Source organism: Pseudomonas sp. S1_E05, from assembly GCF_056337105.1.
Genome location: NZ_JBFRHM010000001.1, coordinates 2,816,687 through 2,838,937 on the forward strand (window position 1 = coordinate 2,816,687; position 22,251 = coordinate 2,838,937).

Sequence of the window (22,251 nt, forward strand, 5' to 3'; positions counted from 1 at the left end):
CAAAGCATCACGAGGCAGCGCTGCCAAATAGCGCTCATGCAAGCCTCGCGAGCCATCGAGCCTCGACCGGCAGCGCCTACGGGAATGCGTCAGGCCTGCTCGACTTGTTCCAGCCAGATCAACAGGCGCAGCACTTCCTCGACCTCCTGCACCTGGAGAAAGCTGTAGCGCTGGTGGGTCTTGTAGATGCGCCGGGCCAGGGCGGGGTCGTTGATGACCGGGACGCCGACTTTGTTGGCATATGCCCGGACGGCCAGGGCGCGTTGGTTGGTTTCCATCAGGGAGATGAAAGGCAGTACGGTGATTTCCGGCCGGAAATACACGCCGATGGCGATGTGAGTGGGGTTGGCGATGATCATCCGTGAGCTGCGCACATCGGATTTGACCTGCTCGGACAACAACTCCAGGTGCAGGTCGCGGCGGCGCCCCTTGATCTGCGGGTCGCCGTCCAGCTCCTTGTGTTCACGCTTGACGGCGTCCTTGTCCATCTTCTGATCGCGCATGAACAGCCAGTATTCACTCAGCGCATCGAGCACCACGATCAACAGCACGCAGAGCAGAAACGCCAACACCAGCACCAGCAGCAAGTGGCCCCAGATCGCAAACAGATCCCGGGTGCGGGCAAACAGCTGGGCAAACAGCAATTTGCGCTGGGTGATCCAGACAATCCACAGGGCCAGGGCAAAACTGCCCAGGTACAACAGCGCTTTGACCGTGTCCTTGAGCGTGCGCAGGCTGAACAGTTTTTTCAGGCCATTGATCGGGTTCAACGCGCCGAAGTTCAGCTTCAGGGCTTCGCTGGCCATGGCGAAGCCGCTTTGCAGCAATGCCGGAATGGCGCTGGTCAGGGCGCACACCACCAGGAGCGGCATCAGCACCTTGAGCCCCACCACGACCAGTGTCGCCGAATACTGCTGCAGGTCGGCGTTAAAACCCGAGGCGATGATGCGTCGATAGCCTTCCATCAGGTCCAGCAGCGAACTGTTGAACACCATGTAGGCGATGCCGCAAAGCGTCAGGCAGGTGACCACCAGATCCCGCGCCTTGAACGTCTGCCCTTTGCGCGAAGCATCACGCAGGCGCTTGGCGGTGGGTTTCTCAGTCTTCGAAGCGCTGGAGGACATTGCCCGCCTCCCCGTCGACAGTCAGGTGCCGTTCGAGCATTGGCAAACTGGGTGCCATGCGCAGGACTTCATCGGGCAAGTGCACGCCGAAATACGCCATCAGCACCGCCAGTGCCACCAGGCTCTTGATGGTCAGCGACACTGAAAACGCGTTCATCTGCGGTGCATACCGCGAAAGGAGACCCAGCAGCGCTTCACTGATCAACAAGGTGGCCACCACCGGCGCGCTGATGACCAACATTTTGTCCATCAGCGCATCGAGCAGGCCATACAGCGCCTGCACGTTCACGGCGCAGGAGGTGACCGGTGCACACAGGCGATAGCTATGGCCGACGGTCTCGAGCATCAACAGCAGACCACCGCCTTCGAGATACACCACGGCGGCAAACAGTTGCAGAAAGTTCGCCAGCTCCGAGGTATCCACGCCGTTGGCGGGGTCGACGGTACTGCTGAGCAAAGCCCCGCGCTGGTTATCAATCAGGTTGCCCATGGCGTGCAGGACCCAGAAAGGCCAGCACAACAGGCACCCGAGCAACACACCAATCCCGGCTTCGCGCAGCAGCAAGCCGAGAAACGCCAGGCTGTCGAGACGCGGCAGCGGCTCGCCTATATATCCCCAGAACCCGGCCGCCACCAGCAGGATCACCGCCTGCCGGGGTGCTCCGGTCAGCACGCCACTGCTGAGAAACGGCAGCATGAAAAACATCGGCACCAGCCGCGCGAATCCCACGAGCGCGCCAGCAAACCAGGCGTACAGATCGAAGAACAGCGTCACCGACATCCCGCTAAGCCAACGCCAGGCGGATGACTTCACGGCTGAAATCGAGCAGGGTTTCGCCATACCATCCCGACAGCAGAAACAGGCACGCCGCCACCGCCAGCAGCTTGAAACCGAAAGGCAGCGTCTGCTCCTGCAACTGAGTCACCGTCTGGACCAGGCCAACCACCAGGCCGACCACCGTGGCGACGATGATCGGCCAGGCCACCATCAGCAAAATCAGGTACAGGGTTTTATTGCCGGCATACACCAGATCGTTCACAGGCGCCCCTAGGCCAGCAGGGTCAGGTATTGCCTGACCAAGCCGGTCGACAGCAGCGCCCAGCCATCGAGTGCAACGAACAACACCAGTTTGATCGGCACCGAAATGATCACCGGGCTCATCATCATCATGCCCAGCGCGAGCAGGATGCTGGAAATCACCAGGTCAACGATCACGAAAGGCAGGTACAGGTAAAAACCGATCTTGAACGCGCTTTTGATTTCACTCAGCGCGTAGGCCGGCAACAAGGCGAACAGCGAGGGCGCAAGCGCCTCATCGTCGGCCACGCTGCTCTCGTCATCGCTCTGCACCGCTTGCGCGCGCTCGAAGAACAGTGCCAGTTCAGGGTCGGTGTACTTGCGCAGGTAATCCTTGTAGCCACCGAGGCCGTTCTCGGCAAAATCGACCACCGACTCGATGTCGGTAAAGGCGACCGCCTCTTCCTTGTAATAGCGATAGCCCTGTTTCATGACCGGCGTCATGACGAAAATCGCCAGCATCAAGGCGATCGCATTGAGGGTCATATTCGACGGCACCTGCTGCAAACCCAAGGCGTTGCGCACGATGACAAACACGATGGAAAACTTGATGTAGCAGGTGCCCGCCGCCACCAGGAAAGGCAGCAGCGAAGCGAATGCCAGCAGTGCAATCAGCGAGACATCGTTCATCGTGACTGCTCTGCCGCGTACACCTGGAGCACCTCGATCCCCAACCCGTCGTCCAGTTGCACCAGCTCGCCACGGGCAACGGATTTGCCATTGGCGCGTATCTCGATGTGACGGGCAGCATCGCTCGGCAACGCGATGAGTTGTCCATCCAATATCCGCGCCAGCGTGCCCAGATCAGTCGGCTGGGAGGCGAGCAGGAATTCAAGGCGCACTGGCAGAGTCGTCAGTTCGTCCGGCGCGGCGATGGGCTGGTCGGCGACCGTTGCTTGCATGTGTAGCCCCTCTTCAGTGAACGTGAAAACGCCAATGCAACGACTGTCCAGCAGACAGCGGTCGGTCCGATGCTCGATACGCAGGACATCGCCCTGCCCCAGCCTCGCCAAACTGCCATGAGTGAGGTAACTGATACCCAGCAGCCACTGCAGATGCAGTGGCAAATCCTGCAACCCGCGCGTCGATGACGGCTGTTCACTGACCGGTCGCCGCGTCGGCAGCTGCGTCACCCACACTCGTCCGCGCGGCGTGTCGAGCCATGGCAAGTCGTCGCCCGGCAGGGCCTGCCCAGTGACCAGTTCAATCTCGGTCAGTGCCTGGTAACGCAATGCCTGCACCTGCGGCAGCAACGGTTGCGGCACGGACTGGAAAAGGTGCGCGATGCTCGTGGCCGAACCTTCCCCGGGCATCCAGGCGTGCAGTTGCGGCAGCGTGTGCTGGAGCCACTCGTGGGGGCTGACCAGGCCACGCCAGTCGCCAGCGCAAAACCCGAGGTAAGTCGTTTGTGGCGCCAGCCGGCCCAGCCCCGCCCCCTGACCAGCCTGGCGCCAGCCCTGCACCGCTTTTACGCGGGCGTGCGTCACGGCCTCTACCCGGCGCAACTGCAACAAACTCATTCAGGAGACTCTTGCGGTTCGTCTTCCCGTGCCTGCCGGGTATCCTGACGCGGTTGCTCACCCCGCTGATCCACCAACCGCCAACCGGGATCGCGCAGGTGTTCGAACGGTGCCTTGAGGTGGTCGAACACCTGGCCGTTGCTCGGAGTGAGCAGCAGCGTGCGCGCCGGCTCCTCGGATTCTCGAGTGACCGTCACCTGCCCGCTGACCACACCTTTGTTGAAGGGCACCTGCAACAGACCTGGGTAAGGTGCCACCGGCGTTTCACTCTTCATCTCGAGGAAGGGTTTTGGGGTTGGTGTCGGAGTGGTCGGGAGCAAGAGCGGCTGGCCCGAATGTACGGGGCGTGTGCCGTATAGGTTGATGGAGACTTCGGCCTCGTCGACAGAGGGAATCACCGGGACATCAACCGCTTGCTCGATGGGCAGAGGGCCAGGCGCGTCGGCCAAGGTATCGACGATGTTTGGCGTCACACTCAGGGAGGGGGTCGTTGGCTGCACGGGCGCCTTCACGGGTAAGTCGAGTCGTCGCTGCGCTGCACGCTCAGGGCGCTTTTCCCCCGCAAGGGCCCGCGTTTGGACAGCACCACCATTGGATGGGGGCTGCACCACCAGCATCGCCAGCAAATCCAGCACGCCTTGCGGCAGTTCATCCGGTTGAGCCGGTACGCGCAAAACCGACGGCCCATGGGCGACCACTTCGTGATCGGGCAAACCACTCGGTGCCGCCGCCGGTGTAACCGAGGAAACGTCGTTCATCGCCCTGCTCCCATCATTCTTCGCTGTCTCGTTCTTCTCGGCGCAATCGCTCCAGCCATTGCGTACGTGCCATTTGCAGCACAGACCGCGCGCACGTCTCGCACTGACGCCGCGCATCACCCAACTGCTGCCGTTGCTGGTGCAGCAACTGCTCCAGTTGCCTGCACTGCCGGGCGACGTGATCGCGCTCCAGGCGCAGCAGATCAATCTGTCGTCGGATCACTGCCTGGGTACGTAACAACGCCAACAGCTGCCTGCAATCCAGGGTGCAATCGCTGGCGCGATGGCTGGCCAGCAGATTGCGCAACGAGGCCTCCTGGCCGTCGAATGCCGAGAGTTCACGCAGCAGTGGCTGCAACCGCTGGTGAGTCAGGTGCAGCGCCCGTTGCGCACGTAGCTGGCGCATTTGGCGCAGGGACAACAGGCGCTGTCGGTCAGGCAAAGAGTTCATCGAGGCTCCGCAGGGTTTCGTCCGGGGGACAATGTTCGGCCGTCGGTTGACGCAGCCAACAGGTCAGGGCCTCGCGGCGTTGCAATGCCTGGTCGTTGGCGGCATCGACACCCGCGGTGTACTCGCCCATGTCGAGGAAGATCTGCAATTGCTCCAGGCGAGCCAGGTCATCGCGCACCGACGCGGCCAATTGCTGCGTCTGCACGCAGGTCACTTGGGTGGCCACTCGGCTGACGCTGCGCAAGACATCGATCGCCGGGTAATGCCCTTTGGCGGCGAGCGCGCGGCTGAGCTCGAGATGGCCGTCGAGAATCGAGCGGATCTCTTCGGCAATCGGGTCCGGTTCGTCGTCACTTTCCAACAGCACCGTGTACCAGGCCGTGATGCTGCCGCTGGCAGTGACGCCCGGGCGTTCCAGTAATCGCGGCAAGGCGTCGAACACCGACGCGGGATAACCCCGACGGGCCGGCGCCTCGCCAGCCGCCAGGGCCAGGTCGCGACGCGCCCTGGCGTAGCGGGTCAGCGAGTCCATCAACAACAGCACATGCCGGCCTTGATCGCGGAAATACTCGGCGATGGTCGTGGCCAGCAACGCGCTATTGCAGCGATCCACCGAGGAGTAATCCGAAGTCGCGAACACCACCACGCACTGTGCTCGTCGGGGCGACTGGCGCAGGCTCTCGATGAATTCGGTCACTTCACGCCCACGCTCACCGACCAGGCCGATGACAAAAACGTCGGCATCGCTGTGACTGATCAGCATGTTGATCAAGGTGGTCTTGCCCGACCCCGCCGAGGCGAACAGACCGATGCGCTGCCCGACCCCGCAGGTCAGCAGGCCATCGATGACCCGGATACCGGTGCTCAGCGCCTGTGTCACCGACCGCCGCTGGTAATACGCCGGAGGATTGGCATCCACCGGATACGCCTGAGGTGCGTTGGCGCCCGGCGGTGCCAGTCGCTCAACAATCTGCCCCTGGGGATCGACCACACTGCCCAGCAGCGCCTCGCTGCAGTTGAGGCGCAAAGTCGCGCCCGTGGGCACGATCATGGACGCCCTGGACAACCCCCGGCCGTCGCCCAGCAGGCTGAGCACCACCGCGTCGGGTTGGAAACCGATCACCTGCGCCCGCGCCGCCACCTGCGGCGAGCGCCAGTGAGCGCGTACTTCGCAGATTTCACCCACCACGACATTGTCCAGTGCCGCTTCGAGCAAGGGGCCGCGCAAACGCATCGGGTGCGCCGCGCGCCGTTCCAATTGCAGGGGGGTCAGGAGGTCGTTCATCGGGCGTTCAAATCGTCTTGAGGACATTGACTGAAACGGTCTCGGACACTTCGCCGTACGACATCACGTCCAGTTCACGGAAGCGCCCTTCAATGAGCTTCTTGAGGTAGCGCCGCACATCGACCGAACACAGCAGCACCATGTCCTTGTGCGCAATGTGCAGGTTGTCCAGGCCGACACCCAGGCGGTCCATCAGATCCTCGGCCTCGGCCGGTTCCAGGTTGATGAAACTGCCACCCGACGTCTGCCGGATGCCCCGTCGCACCACGTCTTCGAACTCCGGCGACAACAGCAAAACCCGCAGGTCATTGCCCTGGGCGAATTTGTTGCTGATGTAGCGCGCCATCGTCCCGCGAATGTGTTCGACCAGGGCCAGCACGTCCTTTTCCCGCGAGGCCCAATAGGCCAGCGACTCAAGGATCAGCTTGAGGTTGCGAACGGAAATACGCTCACCGACCAGCCGTTGCAGCACTTCAGCGACCTTCTGCACCGTGACGTGGCGATACACCTCCTTGAGCAGGTCGGGGTAACGGCTTTCCGCTTCATCGAGCAATTGCTTGGTTTCCTGGACGCCAAAAAACTCCTGGATATGCCGTGCCAGCAAGGTCACCAGGCAGCGATAACATTCTTCATCGGCCGCCCGCAGTTGATAGCCCAGTTGCAGGACCTGCTCCCTGTCGACAGCATTGACCCACACGCCGCCCTGGCGATTGCTGTCCTTGCCGCGCACCAGGGAGAACCCCAGCGGTTCCAGATCCGGCGAGTAGTCGAGCAGGCGCCAGTGATCGAAATGGATATCGAACTGCTCGGCACGCACTTCGTTGATCAGCACCGCCACCTGATGCGCCGGCAGGCCGTCGTTGCCACGCAGCAGCGGTTCGGGAATGCGCAGGCCGTAGTCGACGAAAAACTGGCTGCGAAAACGCGCAGCCCAACGGGCCTTGATCAAACCGCCCAGTTGGGCGGTGGGCACCAACAGCATCAGGGCAATGGTTTGGGTCGCGATGTGGTCGATGTCATCGAGTAACCCCGGACCTGGACTCAGCGCATCCGGCTCGCTGGCCGGGGCATGCGGGCCCGCCTGCCCGGTGCCCCGCCGTTGGCGCCAATACACCACCGAGGCCAACAACGCGGCGATGGGCACAAAGGTCAACAACGGAAAACCCGGCAGCAGGCCTACTCCCAATGCCAGCAGCGCCGTCACCCCCAGCACGAACGGGTTGCCCAGGGTCTGCGTGAGCATGTTGCGCCCCAGGTTGCTGTCGTCGCCGTTGACGCGGGTGACGATGAACCCGGCCCCAATGGCGATCAGCAGCGCGGGAATCTGCGCGACCAGGCCATCGCCGATGGTCAACAGGGTGTAGGTCGACAGGGCGGTGGACATGTCCATGCCCAATTGCCCGACCCCGATGGCCATGCCGCCGATGAAGTTGACGAAGATGATGACGATGCCGGCAATCGCATCGCCCTTGATGAATTTCATTGCACCGTCAAAGGAGCCGTACAACTGGCTTTCACGCTCCAGCACGCTGCGTTTTTCCCGGGCTTCCTCGGCGCTGAGTGCACCGGCCTTGAGATCGCCGTCGATGCTCATCTGCTTGCCCGGCATCCCGTCCAGGGAGAACCGAGCCGCCACTTCGGCGACCCGCTCCGAACCTTTGGTGATCACGATGAACTGGACAATGGTGACGATGGAAAAGATCACGAAGCCCACCACCAGGCTCTCGCCAATCACGAATTCGCCGAATGAGGCAATGATCTCGCCGGCATCGGCCTGGCTGAGGATCAGGCGGCTCGTGCTGATCGACAGCGCCAGGCGAAACAGCGTGGTCAGTAGCAATAACGCAGGAAAAGTCGAGTAAGCGAGGATGCGCTCGATGTAGAACGAGCCCATGAACACCAACAGCGAAATGACGATGTTCAGGCCGATCAGAAAATCCACCAGCACCGTCGGCAAGGGAATGATCAGCATCGCGATGATCATCACCATGAGGCTCAGGATCAGCAGTTCCGGTCGTGCGCCGACGTTGCTTAAAAACACATTGAGCAGGCGGGTCACGCGTCACCACCAGATCGTCTCAAGGCCAGGCCTTCGTGACCGAAGGCAATGGTGGCCAGATGCACAAATTGCAGTGCCAGACGCTGCAGCGCCTGTTCGTCGGCAAACAACGCCAACGGCAATTGCAGGCTCAGGCGTCGTACCGTCTGCACCAGCGCCGACCGCTCAGGATGGGCACTCAAGCGCACCGACTCACCGAGGACGCCGAACAGCCACGCGTCGAGCTCATCCGGACAGGTCAACAGCCCGAGCAGGAACACCAGCCAGTCGCCTTCGTCCGCGTTGTGCCGGCACAGCGCCGGATCGCCGAGCACACCATCGATAAACAGTATTTCGGCTGAACGCAGGCACTTGAGCCCCATGAGTCGGGTCAGTAGTTGGCCAAATTCCAGGCGTGAACAACTCGGGTCCTGGGCGCTGATGTCGGTGAGCAGCGCTGCCTCGATGAAGGCCAGCACGTGCCTGCGTTGACTCCATCCGTAGAGCGCAATCCAGTCCTGATAACAGCCGACCGGTCCGTCATCGGATTCGAGAAAATCCCGGTAGGTTTCTCGCAACAATGCGGCCCGCACGGACATGCTGGCACCGAACAGTCGGGCCTTGAGTGCGGCGTTGATCCCCGCGCTGACGCGTTTGGGACATGCCTGGGCGACCACCGCCTGCAACAGGATTTCGAGTCGTTGCCGACTGAGAGTGTCCAGCGCCTTGCGGCGCAACAACTCACGCAACACCCACACCAGATCACTGTCATCGGCGAACAGCTTGCGAGCCATACTCAGCAGCCCGGCAACCGGTGAGTCGGCAAGCGGCGCCAGCCTGAGCAGTTGCTGCACCTTGGGTAGAACGTCGTCTTCCAGCACCCGCTCAAAGTTGTCCGGCACACCCTCGGACTTCAATTCGAAATGTCGCCGTACCCGAAACTGGGTGAGCGCAGCGGACATTTCATCACTGGCCTGCACCAGGCGCTGGCTTAGCGTGACCGCAACGTCGTCGGCCTCACTTTGGACGGCCTGTGGCGGTGGGTACTCACCCGCCTTCTCGCTGTTGAGCCGCGCCTGGGCTGCACGCCTGCCGCTGGAAATCGGGGACGGGATCACCGGTCGTCCCCCCGCAGGTAGCTTCGCCTTACACGTTCGTGCTGTTGCGGGGTCAGCAATTGCGCAGCGGGCTCTGTGACCTGCGGCTCCAGCGCATCACGAATTTCCCTGGGCTGAATCAGAAACACACGCACCGTGTTGGCTGAACGACTTTGCCGATAACTGAACAGCCGACCGATCCACGGAATCGAGCCGAGCACCGGGATCCGGCCGATTTGCTCGCTGTGGTCATCCCGGGTGAAGCCCCCCACCAGCAAGCTCTTGCCCGGAGGCACCCGCGCCACGGTACTGATGCGGGTGCGACCCACCGTCGGCAATGCACTCGGTTGCTCGCCCTGGGCCGGATTGTCGATCTGGTTGCCGTCCTCGATGGTCAGCGACATTTCAATTTCGTCGGTCTGGGCAAAGCGCGGCAAGACATTCACGAGCGTGCCGTAGGTCACGTGTTGCAGGTCGACGCTGCGCTCGCCCACCAGCGGCGCATAAAAAGTGCGATTGTTGTCGAAAATCGCCGGGACGTTTTCTTGCGTCAGGATCATCGGTCGCGACACCACATTCGCCCGGTCGGTACGCTCCAGCGCCAGGATCCGCGCGACGAATGACGCGCCATTGAGGGTGGTGGTCGAGCCGGTATTGAGCGATACACCGAGCTTCCCACCCACCTTCGTCCCTCCTTGCCAGTTGATCCCCAACTGATTGAGTTCGTCCTTGTGCAGGTCGATGATCCACAGCGACAGCTCGACGTGGCGCTTGGGCGTGTCGAGCGCCGTCACCAGGTTCTCGATGAAACGCACCTGCTCCGGCAGCCCCTTGACCAGCAGGCTGTTGGTGTCGGGATAGGCCACCACCCGGATGTTGCCGGCGGCCATGTCTCGCGTGAGGATGCGCGGTGCAGACGGGTCCTGGTCCGAAAGCGTGTTCGCCAGGCCAGCCAGCGGAAATGTCGGCATCTGTGCCGGTGGTTCCACCGAGGCCTGCGCCACGGTCGCTTCGACACCATTGCGCTCGCCTCGCAGCAAGTCTTCGATCACCGTCGCAAGGCCAGGGATCGTGATCTTGTCGTCGCGCAGATCGTATTGGCGGTTGCCGACGAAGGTGTTGCGCACCTGGATCACGCCAATCTGCTGCTTGCCCAGCATCAGCTCCGAGCGCTGGTTGTCCATCATCCCGGCCGCTTGTATCACCAGATCGACGTACATCGGCGGTCCGGAGACATGGAAGGTGCGCAGCCCGTCGTGGCGCAACGGATAGCGCCGGTCGTACAACCCGGAGCGCTCGAGGAACGCCTGCAGTTTTGCCACGGTCAGTGTTTGCAGTGCCATCATCGAGCTTTTGAATTCGCCGGCGTCGTACAGATAAATGGCCTGGCCCTCGCTGTACCAGATCAGCCCCATCTGCCTGCTGACACGCTCAAAGACCTGCTGCGGTTCGCGCAGATCGAAGGTTCCCGAGATCCGCTTGGCCGCCGCGCTCTTGCTGACGACGACCGGCTTGCCGAGCGGCCCGGACAACTCGCTGAAAAAGGTGCGCACACTCTGCTCGCGCGCTTCGTAAACACTGGCCTGCACGCTGGGCGGCGTCAGGAGCCATACGCTGTGCAAACAGATGGCCAACAGGAAAATCAATCGATGGCTCATTCCCTCACTTCCCCGGCAGATACGTGATGTCGCACAGGCTGCTGGGGGAGAAACCCACCAATTCGCGGATTTCCCGGGAGAAATGCGAAGACGAGGCATAGCCCAGGTCCAGCGCAACATCTGTCAGCGAATTGTCTTGCAGACTCATGTTCAACAGCGCCCTGCCCGTGCGCCAGCCACGCAACGCAGGTTTGGCCGCGCTGCCCAATGCCTGGCGGCACAGGCGCCGAAAGTGCGACACCGACACGCCGTATCGCCGTGCCAGTTCGATGAGCTTTTCGCTGCGGGTGCCCTGCTCCAGCAGGAATCGCACGAGCCCGTAACTCTCGGTATGTCGCAGCACCTGCGCAAACGCCTGGAATGCCGGACCGCCACCCAGGGCCTGGGCGATGTACCACTGCTCCAACCCACGCTCCGACCGCACGGTGTCCAACCCGACTGGCAACATCGCCCATGTGCCGGGGCGCGGTTGTGGGTCGATCAGCACGTCGCTCACGTCGAGAAACACCTGCAACTTCACCAGCAATGCCGGCGTCAGCGGTAGCACCTGCACGCCGCCACCGTGCATGTGCAACGGTTCGCTGGCCGCGACCAACCCTTCCCAACCGCCGGGCAGCCGACAGTGTGACGCCGCCCCCAGACACAGGCCCGATTCGCTGATGCGCAAATGCATCACCCATTCGCCGCAGCGACCAGGGGCAGGATGTGTGAGGCAAAGAGGTTCAGTGTGCACGCCCATTTTCTGTTCAGCCTGGCGATCAAGGTTCGGCAGGATGAAAGACCGCGCCCTGCAAGTCCTGATGAAAACCTGATGAAAGCCGCTCTGGCATATGCCTTGCACCCACCGGGTATCAGCACTCATGTCAACGGCGGGATGAGTGCACGGACAACGGCGTCGTCACCCGGCCTTGCGCATGCGAGGACGCGGGGCGACGCTTTTTTTTGCAAGGTGAAGACGCGATGAACGAACCATCAGCCGGCCCGTTGGCCTGGGTCAATGGCAGCGATGCCCCGGAAAAGACCGAAATCAACCTCGGTTTCATGGCCCTGAGCGACTGTGCCTCGGTCGTGGTGGCGGCCACGCAGGGTTTCGCCCAGCCCTACGGGTTGACCTTGAACCTCAAGCGCCAGTCATCATGGGCCAACCTGCGGGACAAACTGGTCAGTGGCGAACTGGATGCCGCCCACAGTCTGTATGGCCTGGTTTACGCGGTGCACCTGGGTATCGGCGGCGTGGCGGCCACCGACATGGCGGTGCTCATGGGCCTGAACCAGAACGGCCAGAGCATCAACCTGTCCCACGGTTTACAAACGCTAGGAGTGACCGGTCCTGAAGCACTGGACCGCCACGTGCACCAAAGTCGCCCAAAGCTCACCTTCGCCCAGACCTTCCCCACCGGTACCCACGCCATGTGGTTGTATTACTGGCTGGCGAGCCAGGGCATTCATCCATTGCATGATGTAGACAGTGTGGTGGTGCCTCCGCCCCAAATGGTTGCGCACCTGCAAGCGGGGCGTATCGACGGTTTCTGCGTCGGCGAGCCCTGGGCCGCCAGCGCGGTGAAACAGAACCTCGGCTTCACCCTGGCGACCTCCCAGACCATTTGGCCCGATCATCCGGAGAAAGTCCTCGGCTGCACGCGCGCCTTTATCGAGCAATACCCCAACACCGCACGTGCGCTGGTGATGGCAATCCTGCAAGCCAGCCGTTTTATCGAAGACAGTACCGAGAACCGCCGCAGTACCGCGCAATTGTTGAGCGCGCCTGAGTACCTGGACGCGCCGCTCGATTGCATCGAGCCCCGGTTGCTCGGCGATTACGACGACGGTCTCGGCAATCGCTGGCAGGACCCGCACGCCCTGCGTTTCCACGACGATGGGGAGGTCAACCTGCCGTATCTGTCGGATGGCATGTGGTTCATGACTCAGTTCCGGCGCTGGGGTTTGCTGCGCGACGATCCGGACTACCTCGCGGTGGCCCGGCAGGTGCAGCAATTGGACTTGTATAAAGCGGCCGCCAGCGCCGTCGGTATCGCCTCGTCGAGCCGGGAAATGCGCAGCAGCCAATTGATTGATGGCAAGACCTGGGACGGCTCGGATCCGGCCGGTTATGCCCGCAGTTTCAAGCTGCACGCCATGAGCGACAGCTCGCCCCTACTCGCCAGCCGCTGACAGGAGACTGCGAACATGTTGCGTATCCTGCTGATCAATGACACCGCGAAAAAAGTCGGCCGGCTCAAAGCGGCGCTGACCGAAGCCGGCTTCGAAGTGATCGACGAATCCGGCCTGACCATCGACCTGCCTGCCCGCGTCGAAACGGTGCGTCCGGACGTGATCCTGATCGATACCGAGTCACCGAGCCGCGATGTGATGGAGCAAGTGGTGCTGGTCAGCCGAGACCAGCCACGCCCGATCGTGATGTTCACCGACGAACATGACCCTGATGTGATGCGCCAGGCGATCAAGTCCGGGGTCAGTGCCTACATCGTCGAAGGCATCCACGCACAACGCTTGCAACCCATTCTCGACGTCGCCATGGCCCGCTTCGAAAGCGACCAGGCCCTGCGCGCCCAGCTCCATGCACGCGACCTGCAACTGGCCGAGCGCAAGCGCATCGAGCTGGCCAAGGGGCTGCTGATGAAGATGAAAGACTGCAACGAGGAAGAGGCCTACACCCTGATGCGTCGCCAGGCGATGAGCCGGCAGCAGAAGTTGATTCAGGTGGCGGAGCAGATCATTGCCATGAGTGAACTGTTGGGTTGAAGGACGCCATCGCGAGCAAGCTCGCTCCTACAGGGACCGCAATCCTTTGTGGAAGCGGGCTTGCTCGCGATTGGCCGTCACACGGTCTCACCTGTTGGCACAGATCTGGCAAAGCATTCCTCCACAGGTAACCAACGGCGGTTGCCCCACCTACGACAAAGACGTCGCTCACCCGATAGGCCCATGGCCCATCAGGTGGCGGCGTTTTTTTTGTTTTGGCCCCACAGCTCGGGGCCGGTGGAGCGGCCGTTGCGGCCCCCCACCTGCAAGCTCATGACTCCTTCTCAAGACGACTCACAGCTGAGGTGCGCGATGAATTCAAGCTTTTGGAAATCCGGCCATACCCCGACCCTGTTCGCGGCCTTCCTCTATTTCGACCTGAGCTTCATGGTCTGGTACCTGCTCGGCCCCTTGGCCGTGCAAATCGCCGGCGACCTGCACCTGACCACTCAACAACGCGGCATGGTCGTGGCCACGCCGATCCTGGCTGGCGCCGTACTGCGCTTCATCATGGGCATGCTCGCCGATCGCCTGTCCCCCAAAACCGCCGGGATCATCGGCCAGGTCATCGTCATCTGCGCCCTGTTCGGCGCCTGGAAACTCGGGATCCACAGCTACGAGCAGGCGCTGGTGCTGGGTCTGTTCCTCGGCATGGCCGGCGCCTCTTTCGCCGTGGCACTGCCGCTGGCGTCACAGTGGTATCCGCCGCAGCACCAGGGCAAGGCCATGGGCATCGCCGGGGCCGGTAACTCGGGCACCGTACTGGCGGCGTTGATCGCCCCGGTGCTGGCGGCCGCGTTTGGCTGGAGCAACGTGTTCGGCTTCGCCGTGATCCCACTGGTGTTGACCCTGATCGTGTTTGCCTGCCTGGCGAAAAACGCCCCGGAACGGCCCAAAGCCAAGTCCATGGCCGACTACTTCAAGGCCCTGGGCGATCGTGACAGCTGGTGGTTCATGTTTTTCTACTGTGTGACCTTCGGCGGCTTCATTGGCCTGGCCAGCGCGCTGCCCGGCTACTTTAACGATCAATACGGCCTGAGCCCGGTGACTGCCGGTTACTACACCGCCGCCTGCGTGTTTGGCGGCAGCCTGATGCGTCCGTTGGGCGGTGCATTGGCCGACCGCTTTGGCGGCATTCGCACCCTGTTGGGCATGTACACCGTCGCAGCCATCTGCATCGCGGCCGTGGGCTTCAACCTGCCCAGTTCCTACGCGGCACTGGCGCTTTTCGTGTGCACCATGCTCGGTTTGGGTGCGGGTAATGGCGCCGTGTTCCAACTGGTGCCACAGCGTTTTCGTCGCGAGATCGGCGTGATGACCGGCTTGATCGGCATGGCCGGTGGCATCGGCGGTTTCGCCCTTGCGGCCGGGATGGGTGCAATCAAGCAGAGCACCGGCAGCTACCAACTGGCCTTGTGGTTATTCGCCAGCCTGGGCGTGCTCGCCTGGTTCGGCCTGCACGCGGTCAAGCGTCGCTGGAGAACCACCTGGGGCTCGGCTGCCGTCACCGCCGCGCGGGTGTGAGGGCTGAATGAGCCTGCAACTGAGTTTCGCCGAAGCCAGCGCCACGGGTCCCCGCGAAGAAAACCAGGACGCCCTGCGCCTGGTCACACCGGCGCCGGCACTGGCGGCGAGCAAGGGCTACCTGTTCGCCATCGCCGACGGCGTCAGCCAGTGCGCCGATGGCGGGCTCGCCGCCCGCTCGACCTTGCAGGCGCTGGCCCTGGACTATTACGCCACCCCGGAAACCTGGGGTGTCGCCCAAGCGTTGGACCGCCTGCTGCTGGCACAGAATCGCTGGTTGCAGGCCAACGGTGGCGGGCAACCGCTGCTGACCACGGTCAGCGCGTTGGTGATGCGCGGCCGGCGGTTCACGTTGGCTCATGTCGGTGACTGCCGGGTTTATCGCTGGCATGCCAACCAGTTGCAACGCATCAGCGAAGACCATGTCTGGGACCAGCCTGGCATGCAGCATGTGCTCAAGCGTGCCTTGGGCCTGGATCAACACCTGGTGCTGGATTTTCTCGACGGCGAGTTGCGTGTCGACGAGAGTTTCGTGCTACTGAGCGACGGCATCTGGGCCGTGTTGGGTGATACCGCCATTGCGGCGATCCTGCGCGATCAACCGGACCTGCACAGCGCCGCGCAAACCCTGGTCAACGCCGCGCACCTGGCCGGCAGCCAGGACAATGCCAGTGCACTGCTGGTCCGGGTCGACGCCCTGGGCGAAACCAGCATCGGCGACGCGTTGATTCACTTGCAGCAATGGCCCCTTCCGCCCGCACTGAAGCCGGGCCAGTCTTTCGAGGGCTGGCAGGTCCAGGGGATCGTCGGACACAGCCAGCAATCGCTGTTGTATCGCGTACACGACGCCCAGCAACAACCCTGGCTGTTGAAAACCTTGCCCGGAGCCCTGCGCGACGATCATCTTGCCGGGCAGGCACTGCTCTCAGAGGAGTGGTTTCTCAAGCGGGTCGCCGGGCGACATTTCCCCGAAGTGCATGCCGGCGGCCAACGCCAGCACCTGTACTACGCGATGCGCGAGTACGCCGGCTCGACCCTGGCGCAACTGGCGCAACACAACATCACGATGGCGCTGGGGCAATGGCTGGACCTGGCGGAGCGCCTGCTGCGGGCGGTCGGCATGCTGCATCGTCGTCAGATCCTGCACCGCGACATCAAACCGGAAAACCTGCTGCTGGGGGACGATGGCGAATTGCGCCTGCTGGATTTCGGCCTCGCCTACTGCCCCGGCCTGTCGGAAGATCAGCCCTCGACGTTGCCCGGCACGCCGAGTTATATCGCCCCGGAAGCCTTTCGCGGCGACCCGCCCACTGCGCAACAGGATCTGTATGCGGTCGGTGTGACCCTGTATTTCCTGCTCACCGGGCATTTTCCCTACGGCGAAATCGAAGCCTTCCAGCGCCCACGATTCGGCGCGCCGGTCAGCGCCAGTCGCTATCGGCCGGACTTGCCGGAGTGGATTGCACAAAGCCTGGAGCGTGCGGTGGCCGCCGATCCCGGCCAGCGCTTCGAGACGGCGGAAGAATGGCTGCTGGTGCTGGAACAGGGCGAACGGCGCAGCCTGAGTGTGCGACCTCGACCGCTGCTGGAGCGTGAACCGCTGAAGGTGTGGCGCACCTTGGGGTTGGTGTCGCTGTTGGGGAATCTGGTGCTGCTGGTTTTGTTGTTTCACAGCTGAACCGAGTCGCGGCCATCGCGAGCAACATTCACCACAAAACCTGCTGAATACCCGCTCCATTTGTGGGCAACCCGCTTCGATTCGGTGCACCCCTGCCTTCCAGACCAATGCACCGCCCCAACAAATACGGGCGCCCGCCAACTTGGCACAACCGCTGCATTACCTCTCCCATCAAACATAAAGACCAGCCTTCAACGATGACGGCTGGGCTTCCCGAGAGAACGGGATCAGGACAAAGGCGTCCTCGCTGGATAACCAGCGGGGATGCCTTTTTTGTTTGCGCGCCATTTGTCGAACACGCTGGAGAAGCTGATGAAAAAACTCAAACTGGTGATGATCGGCAACGGCATGGCCGGCGTTCGTACCCTCGAAGAGTTGCTCAAGCTGAGTAACGAGCTGTACGACATCACCGTCTTCGGCGCTGAGCCCCATGCCAACTACAACCGCATCCTGCTATCGCCGGTACTGGCGGGCGAGCAGTCCTTCGAAGACATCGTGCTCAACGACCTGAACTGGTATCAGGACAACGGCATCAAGCTGCTGCTCAATCGCAAAGTGGTGCAGATAGACCGGATCAAACGCCGGGTCATCGCCGAGGACGGCACCGAAGCCGAATACGACCGCCTGCTGATTGCCACCGGCTCGACCCCTTTCATCCTGCCTATAGCCGGCAACACCCTGCACGGTGTCATCGGCTACCGCGACATCGCCGACACCCGTTTGATGATCGACACCGCAAAAACCCACCGCCACGCCGTGGTGATCGGTGGCGGCCTCCTCGGTCTGGAGGCGGCCAACGGTCTGATGCTGCGCGGCATGCACGTCACAGTGGTGCATAACGGCGAGTGGCTGCTGGAGCGGCAACTGGACAGCGTCAGCGGTCGCATGCTGCAAAGCGCGCTGGAGGCGCGTGGCCTGCATTTTCGTCTGTGTGAACACACCAAAGCGCTGCACGATGCGGGTAACGGCCGGGTCGGCTCAGTGGAATTCCACAACGGCGATACGATCCCCGCCGACCTGGTGGTGATGGCGGCCGGCATTCGTCCGGCGACCGAGCTGGCGGAAAAAGCCGGGCTGCCCTGCCACCGAGGCATCCTGGTCAACGACACGATGCAAACCTACGACCCACGGGTGTATGCGATCGGCGAATGCGCCAGTCACCGTGGCACCGCCTATGGTCTGGTCGCGCCACTGTTCGAACAGGCCAAGGTCTGCGCCAATCACCTCGCTCGCCTGGGGTTCGCCACCTACAAGGGCTCGGTGACGTCGACCAAACTGAAAGTCACCGGTATCGACCTGTTTTCCGCGGGCGACTTCATGGGCGGCGAAGGCACCGAAACCATCACCCTCAGCGATCCGATCAGCGGCATCTACAAGAAACTGGTGATCAAGGACGACGTGCTGGTTGGCGCCTGCCTGTATGGCGACACCGTGGATGGCGGGGAGTATTTTCAGCAGATTCGGCAGAACCTCGACATTGCCGAGATCCGTGATCGGCTGATGTTCGGCGCCCTTCAATGGGCCGATTCCATGCAGCATGACTTGCGGGAAGCCAGTTGATGAACCGCCAGATCACGGCCTCCACCTGCTGCTACTGCGGCGTCGGCTGCGGCGTGCTGATCGAGCATGACGGCGAGCGCATCCTCGGCGTCAGCGGCGATCCGGCGCACCCGGCCAACCTGGGCAAACTGTGCAGCAAAGGCTCGACCCTGCACCTGACGGGCGACCTCGCGGCGCGTGCGTTGTATCCACAACTGCGCCTGGGCAAGGGCCTGGCCCGCAGCCGTACCGATTGGGACCGCGCCCTCGATCACGCCGCCAGCGTGTTCGCCAGTACCATTGCCGAACATGGTCCGGACAGCGTGGCGTTCTACATCTCCGGGCAACTGCTGACCGAGGATTACTACAGCTTCAACAAACTGGCGCGGGCGCTGGTCGGCACCAACAACATCGACAGCAATTCGCGGCTGTGCATGTCATCGGCGGTGGTCGGCTACAAGCGCAGCCTGGGGGCCGATGCGCCGCCGTGCAGCTACGAGGACCTCGAGTCGAGCGACTGCGTGATGATCGTCGGCAGCAACATGGCCTACGCCCATCCGGTACTGTTTCGCCGCCTGGAAGAGGCCAAATCCCGTCGGCCTGAGATGAAAGTCATCGTCATCGACCCTCGTCGCACGGACAGCTGTGACCTGGCCGACTTGCACCTGGCGATTCTGCCGGGCACCGATGTCGCCTTGTTCCATGGGATTTTGTACCTGCTGCTGTGGGAAGGCTGGATTGACCGCGACTTCATCGAGGCGCACACCGAAGGCCTGGCCGAGCTCAAGGATCTGGTGCGCGACTACACCCCGCCGATGGTCTCGCAGCTGTGCGGTATCGATATCGAACAACTGCAGCAATGCGCCCGCTGGATCGGCACCTCGCCGAGCGTCCTGTCGTTGTGGTGCATGGGCCTGAACCAGTCGACCTCCGGCAGCGCGAAAAACAGTGCGCTGATCAACCTGCACCTGGCCACAGGGCAAATCGGTCGTCCCGGTGCCGGGCCTTTCTCCCTGACCGGCCAGCCGAATGCCATGGGCGGCCGCGAAACCGGCAGTCTGTCGAACTTGCTGCCGGGCCATCGCGAAGCGGCCAATGCAGAGCATCGCGCCGAAGTGGCAGCGTACTGGGGCGTGGATCAACTGCCGGACAGTACCGGCTTGCCAGCCATCGAACTGTTCGAGCAAGTGCGCAATGGCACCATCAAGGCGCTGTGGATCGCCTGCACCAACCCGGCGCAATCGATGCCGGACCAGAACGCCGTGCGCGAAGCCCTGGAGGCCTGCCCGTTCGTGGTGTTGCAGGAAGCCTTTCACACCACCGAAACCGCCAGGTTCGCCGACCTGTTGTTACCCGCCGCCAGCTGGGGTGAGAAGGAAGGCTCGGTGACCAATTCGGAACGGCGGATTTCCCACGTTCGCCGCGCCGTTGTCGCACCGGGTGAAGCGCGCTCCGACTGGGCGATCACCGTGGACTTTGCGCAACGCCTGGAGAAACATTTGCGTCCGGGACAACCGAGCCTGTTCGCCTTCGAATCGACCGCGCAGTTGTTCGATGAGTACAAACAACTGACCCGTGGACGGGATCTGGATCTGTCCGGCATCAGCCACGACCTGATCGACCGCCTCGGGCCGCAACAGTGGCCTTTCCCTGCCGGCGCAACGGCGGGTACGACACGCCTGTACACCGATGGGATATTCCCCACCGCCAATGGCCGCGCGCGGTTTATTGCCGATCCCTATTGCGCCGCCAGGGAGCAACGCGACAGCGACTACCCGCTGACGCTGATCACCGGGCGCCTGCGCGATCAATGGCACGGCATGAGCCGCACCGGCACCGCCGCGCAACTGTTCGGGCATGTCAGTGAAGCAGTGTTGAGCCTGCATCCCGATGATCTTCAACGCCATGGGCTGCAAGCCGGTGAACTGGTCAGCCTGAAAAGCCGTCGCGGTGCAGTCATCGTCGCCGTCGGTGGCGACGACAGCGTGCGCCCCGGCCAGGCGTTCTTGCCCATGCACTGGGGGGATCGCTTTCTCAAGGGTGGCGTCAACGGCATTACCCAACCAGCGTTCGACCCGTTGTCGAAGCAACCGGAACTCAAACACACCGGCGTACGGCTTGACCCGGTCAACCTGCCGTGGACGTTCTTCGCCTTGGTCGAAGGCGATGTTCAACGCCATTTTGAGACGCTACGACCGCTGTGTGAGGCGTTTTCCTACGTCAGCCTCAGCCTGACCGGGCGGGATCGTCCTGCCCTGCTGATACGCGCAGCCAACGCCACCCCGCCGGATACGCAATTGCTGCGCGACATCGACCGCTGCCTGGGTCTGGACGAGGGTCCGGTGCTGGCCTACGACGATCCACGGCGCTCCATCGGCAAACGCGTGCGCATCGACGCCGGTCGTATCACCGCGATTCGCCTGGCGGGCGAAACCCTCGCCCAGCACTGGTTGCAGGATTTGTGGCTGCAAGGCCGCGTCGACGAACAGTTACGGCGCTGGCTGCTCGCACCGCTGAGCGCACCGCCTGGCAACGTCAGCACACCGAGTGCCGGCAGCAAAACACTGTGCAACTGCAAAAACGTCAGCCAGGGCGCGGTCTGCGCCGGTATTCGCCGCGGCCTGGATCTGCAAGGTTTGAAACAGGAACTGGGTTGCGGCACGCAATGCGGTTCCTGCGTCCCGGAAATCAAGCGTTTGCTGGCGGCCACTGCGCAGCCGGTCGCCGTCACCTCGTGAGGAAAACACTATGAACGCGAAAGTCTGGCTGGTGGGTGCAGGTCCTGGTGACCCGGAATTGTTGACCCTCAAGGCTGTTCGGGCACTGAACGAAGCGGATGTGGTGATGATCGACGACCTGGTCAACGAGGCGGTGCTCGAACATTGCCCAGGCGCACGGATCATTCCCGTGGGCAAACGTGGCGGTTGTCGCTCCACGCCCCAGGCCTTCATCCACCGACTGATGCTGCGCTATGCCCGCCAGGGTAAATGCGTGGTCCGTCTCAAGGGTGGCGACCCGTGCATTTTCGGCCGGGGTGGCGAAGAGGCGCAGTGGCTGCGTGAGCGTGGGGTCGAGGTCGACTTGGTGAATGGCATTACAGCCGGGCTGGCAGGCGCGACACAGTGTGACATCCCGTTGACCCTGCGAGGCGTGGCCCGCGGCGTGACACTGGTGACCGCCCACACCCAGGATGGCAGCAGCCTGAACTGGAAGGCACTGGCCCAGGGCGGCACGACCCTGGTGGTGTACATGGGCGTGGCGAAACTGAGCGAAATCCGTGAGCAACTGCTGCTCGGGGGGATGATGGCCGATACACCGGTGGCGATGATCGAAAACGCTTCCCTGCCCCACCAGCGCGAATGTCGTAGCGATCTGAGTCGCATGGAAGAAGACGCCCGCGACTTCGAACTGAAAAGCCCGGCGATCCTGGTCATCGGTGCAGTGGCCGGCATCGCCAATACCTGCAGCGCAGAAATCCAGACAGTCACCGCCATCCTGTAGGAGCGAGCCTTGCTCGCGATGGAGACCCGGACACCGCGGGCATTCAGACAGCCAGCGTCATCGTTGACGACCATCGCGAGCATGCTCGCTCCTACAGTCTGATCGGCGCCGCCCTGTGGGAGCGAGCCTTGCTCGCGATGGAGACCCGGACACCGCGGGCATTCAGACAGCCAGCGTCATCGTTGACGACCATCGCGGGCAAGCCCGCTCCCACAAGAAAACGCCTTCCCCTGTAGG

The 22,251-nt window shown here is 62.6% G+C and carries 18 protein-coding genes and 1 pseudogene; 7 read left to right on the top strand and 12 right to left on the bottom strand.

Features of this window, described 5'->3' with window-relative positions; all coding sequences use genetic code 11:
• Positions 1-89 precede the first annotated feature (89 nt).
• Genes AB4N33_RS12990 through AB4N33_RS13045 form a run of 12 tightly spaced genes read right to left on the bottom strand, consistent with a single transcriptional unit; the run spans position 90 to position 11,682 of the window.
• A complete protein-coding gene (locus tag AB4N33_RS12990) occupies positions 90-1,124 on the bottom strand; it encodes an EscU/YscU/HrcU family type III secretion system export apparatus switch protein (protein WP_476457491.1) in 1,035 nt (344 codons plus the stop codon).
• Positions 1,099-1,905, bottom strand: coding sequence for a type III secretion system export apparatus subunit SctT (gene sctT, locus AB4N33_RS12995; protein WP_476458818.1), 807 nt, complete (start codon positions 1,903-1,905; stop codon positions 1,099-1,101). The genes AB4N33_RS12990 and sctT overlap by 26 nt, the downstream gene beginning before the upstream one ends.
• Positions 1,906-1,909: 4 nt before the next feature.
• Entirely contained in the window at positions 1,910-2,164 is a 255-nt protein-coding gene (locus tag AB4N33_RS13000) for an EscS/YscS/HrcS family type III secretion system export apparatus protein (protein ID WP_460116949.1), read from the bottom strand.
• An 8-nt stretch (positions 2,165-2,172) separates the two neighbouring features.
• Positions 2,173-2,832 carry an EscR/YscR/HrcR family type III secretion system export apparatus protein gene (locus AB4N33_RS13005; protein ID WP_460116950.1) on the bottom strand — a complete coding sequence of 220 codons (660 nt, stop codon included), beginning with the start codon at positions 2,830-2,832 and terminating at the stop codon, positions 2,173-2,175.
• Positions 2,829-3,722 (bottom strand): FliM/FliN family flagellar motor switch protein, encoded by an 894-nt coding sequence (locus AB4N33_RS13010; RefSeq protein ID WP_476457492.1) that lies wholly within the window; start codon positions 3,720-3,722, stop codon positions 2,829-2,831. Before AB4N33_RS13010 ends, AB4N33_RS13005 begins: the two co-directional genes overlap by 4 nt.
• Positions 3,719-4,480 carry a hypothetical protein gene (locus AB4N33_RS13015; protein WP_476457493.1) on the bottom strand — a complete coding sequence of 254 codons (762 nt, stop codon included), beginning with the start codon at positions 4,478-4,480 and terminating at the stop codon, positions 3,719-3,721. The genes AB4N33_RS13010 and AB4N33_RS13015 overlap by 4 nt, the downstream gene beginning before the upstream one ends.
• A 13-nt stretch (positions 4,481-4,493) precedes the next feature.
• Positions 4,494-4,931 carry a type III secretion protein gene (locus tag AB4N33_RS13020; RefSeq protein ID WP_476457494.1) on the bottom strand — a complete coding sequence of 146 codons (438 nt, stop codon included), beginning with the start codon at positions 4,929-4,931 and terminating at the stop codon, positions 4,494-4,496.
• Positions 4,915-6,216: a type III secretion system ATPase SctN gene (sctN, locus tag AB4N33_RS13025; RefSeq protein ID WP_476457495.1), complete on the bottom strand. Its 1,302-nt coding sequence runs from the start codon at positions 6,214-6,216 to the stop codon at positions 4,915-4,917. Before sctN ends, AB4N33_RS13020 begins: the two co-directional genes overlap by 17 nt.
• A 7-nt stretch (positions 6,217-6,223) precedes the next feature.
• Positions 6,224-8,266 (bottom strand): EscV/YscV/HrcV family type III secretion system export apparatus protein, encoded by a 2,043-nt coding sequence (locus AB4N33_RS13030; protein WP_476458819.1) that lies wholly within the window; start codon positions 8,264-8,266, stop codon positions 6,224-6,226.
• A gap of 5 nt (positions 8,267-8,271) precedes the next feature.
• Entirely contained in the window at positions 8,272-9,372 is a 1,101-nt protein-coding gene (gene sctW, locus AB4N33_RS13035; protein WP_476457496.1) for a type III secretion system gatekeeper subunit SctW, read from the bottom strand.
• Positions 9,369-11,009, bottom strand: coding sequence for a type III secretion system outer membrane ring subunit SctC (sctC, locus tag AB4N33_RS13040; protein ID WP_476457497.1), 1,641 nt, complete (start codon positions 11,007-11,009; stop codon positions 9,369-9,371). The genes sctW and sctC overlap by 4 nt, the downstream gene beginning before the upstream one ends.
• A gap of 4 nt (positions 11,010-11,013) precedes the next feature.
• The gene (locus tag AB4N33_RS13045; RefSeq protein WP_460139869.1) at positions 11,014-11,682 is read right to left on the bottom strand and encodes a helix-turn-helix domain-containing protein; all 669 of its coding nucleotides are present in this window, start codon (positions 11,680-11,682) and stop codon (positions 11,014-11,016) included.
• 287 nt (positions 11,683-11,969) lie between these two features.
• Here AB4N33_RS13045 and AB4N33_RS13050 point away from each other — a divergent pair, with 287 nt between their 5' ends.
• From AB4N33_RS13050 to cobA, 7 genes and pseudogenes are all read left to right on the top strand, one after another.
• Positions 11,970-13,181 carry a CmpA/NrtA family ABC transporter substrate-binding protein gene (locus AB4N33_RS13050; protein ID WP_476457498.1) on the top strand — a complete coding sequence of 404 codons (1,212 nt, stop codon included), beginning with the start codon at positions 11,970-11,972 and terminating at the stop codon, positions 13,179-13,181.
• A 15-nt stretch (positions 13,182-13,196) separates the two neighbouring features.
• Positions 13,197-13,772 (top strand): ANTAR domain-containing response regulator, encoded by a 576-nt coding sequence (locus tag AB4N33_RS13055; RefSeq protein ID WP_084318725.1) that lies wholly within the window; start codon positions 13,197-13,199, stop codon positions 13,770-13,772.
• A gap of 312 nt (positions 13,773-14,084) precedes the next feature.
• Positions 14,085-15,296, top strand: a complete 1,212-nt coding sequence (locus AB4N33_RS13060; RefSeq protein WP_460116959.1) for a nitrate/nitrite transporter — start codon at positions 14,085-14,087, stop codon at positions 15,294-15,296.
• Positions 15,297-15,303: 7 nt separating this feature from the next.
• Positions 15,304-16,974, top strand: coding sequence for a bifunctional protein-serine/threonine kinase/phosphatase (locus tag AB4N33_RS13065; RefSeq protein WP_476457499.1), 1,671 nt, complete (start codon positions 15,304-15,306; stop codon positions 16,972-16,974).
• Between the two features lie 312 nt (positions 16,975-17,286).
• Positions 17,287-18,483, top strand: a pseudogene (locus tag AB4N33_RS13070) (NAD(P)/FAD-dependent oxidoreductase); the annotation flags it as partial.
• Positions 18,484-18,533: 50 nt separating this feature from the next.
• Positions 18,534-21,251: a nitrate reductase gene (locus AB4N33_RS13075; protein WP_476457500.1), complete on the top strand. Its 2,718-nt coding sequence runs from the start codon at positions 18,534-18,536 to the stop codon at positions 21,249-21,251.
• Between the two features lie 10 nt (positions 21,252-21,261).
• The gene (gene cobA / locus AB4N33_RS13080; protein WP_476457501.1) at positions 21,262-22,014 is read left to right on the top strand and encodes a uroporphyrinogen-III C-methyltransferase; all 753 of its coding nucleotides are present in this window, start codon (positions 21,262-21,264) and stop codon (positions 22,012-22,014) included.
• Positions 22,015-22,251: the final 237 nt, after the last annotated feature.

Coding starts and splice junctions, on each gene's coding strand:
- AB4N33_RS13005 (WP_460116950.1), bottom strand. CDS start 2,832: ATGAACGATGTCTCGCTGATTGCACTGCTGGCATTCGCTTCGCTGCTG.
- AB4N33_RS13010 (WP_476457492.1), bottom strand. CDS start 3,722: ATGAGTTTGTTGCAGTTGCGCCGGGTAGAGGCCGTGACGCACGCCCGC.
- AB4N33_RS12990 (WP_476457491.1), bottom strand. CDS start 1,124: ATGTCCTCCAGCGCTTCGAAGACTGAGAAACCCACCGCCAAGCGCCTG.
- sctC (WP_476457497.1), bottom strand. CDS start 11,009: ATGAGCCATCGATTGATTTTCCTGTTGGCCATCTGTTTGCACAGCGTA.
- cobA (WP_476457501.1), top strand. CDS start 21,262: ATGAACGCGAAAGTCTGGCTGGTGGGTGCAGGTCCTGGTGACCCGGAA.
- AB4N33_RS13065 (WP_476457499.1), top strand. CDS start 15,304: ATGAGCCTGCAACTGAGTTTCGCCGAAGCCAGCGCCACGGGTCCCCGC.
- AB4N33_RS13075 (WP_476457500.1), top strand. CDS start 18,534: ATGAACCGCCAGATCACGGCCTCCACCTGCTGCTACTGCGGCGTCGGC.
- sctT (WP_476458818.1), bottom strand. CDS start 1,905: ATGTCGGTGACGCTGTTCTTCGATCTGTACGCCTGGTTTGCTGGCGCG.
- sctN (WP_476457495.1), bottom strand. CDS start 6,216: ATGAACGACCTCCTGACCCCCCTGCAATTGGAACGGCGCGCGGCGCAC.
- AB4N33_RS13060 (WP_460116959.1), top strand. CDS start 14,085: ATGAATTCAAGCTTTTGGAAATCCGGCCATACCCCGACCCTGTTCGCG.
- AB4N33_RS13015 (WP_476457493.1), bottom strand. CDS start 4,480: ATGAACGACGTTTCCTCGGTTACACCGGCGGCGGCACCGAGTGGTTTG.
- AB4N33_RS13050 (WP_476457498.1), top strand. CDS start 11,970: ATGAACGAACCATCAGCCGGCCCGTTGGCCTGGGTCAATGGCAGCGAT.
- AB4N33_RS13045 (WP_460139869.1), bottom strand. CDS start 11,682: ATGCATTTGCGCATCAGCGAATCGGGCCTGTGTCTGGGGGCGGCGTCA.
- AB4N33_RS13020 (WP_476457494.1), bottom strand. CDS start 4,931: ATGAACTCTTTGCCTGACCGACAGCGCCTGTTGTCCCTGCGCCAAATG.
- AB4N33_RS13055 (WP_084318725.1), top strand. CDS start 13,197: ATGTTGCGTATCCTGCTGATCAATGACACCGCGAAAAAAGTCGGCCGG.